This window comes from Stenotrophomonas sp. SrG, assembly GCF_050031795.1.
Lineage (GTDB): Bacteria > Pseudomonadota > Gammaproteobacteria > Xanthomonadales > Xanthomonadaceae > Stenotrophomonas > Stenotrophomonas rhizophila_A.
The window spans coordinates 1-236 of the sequence record NZ_JBNBBE010001297.1 but is presented as its reverse complement, the minus strand read 5'-3'; the positions used below and the strand labels follow the sequence as shown (position 1 = coordinate 236).

1 protein-coding gene is annotated in these 236 nt (G+C 64.0%); it reads right to left on the bottom strand.

Annotated elements, in window-relative coordinates; all coding sequences use genetic code 11:
- Nucleotides 1-236: response regulator (locus ACQG3P_RS23605; RefSeq protein ID WP_426806405.1), on the bottom strand; the 236-nt coding region annotated here is incomplete at both ends.

Below are 236 nucleotides of genomic sequence, written 5' to 3'. Positions count from 1 at the left end.
TGCCTTGTCGGTTTCCATCGCCTTGGTACTGACGATGATCACCGGGATGGCCTTGGTCATCTCATCGCGGTTCAGCGCGCGGGTCGCCTGGAAGCCGCTCATGCCCGGCAGCACCAAGTCCATCAGCACAAGCTGCGGCTGGTGTTCCTGGACGAGCTTGATCCCGTCCTCGGCGTTGCCGGCCTCGAGCACTGCGTGCCCGGCCTTGGTCAACCATTGGATGAACACCGCCCGGG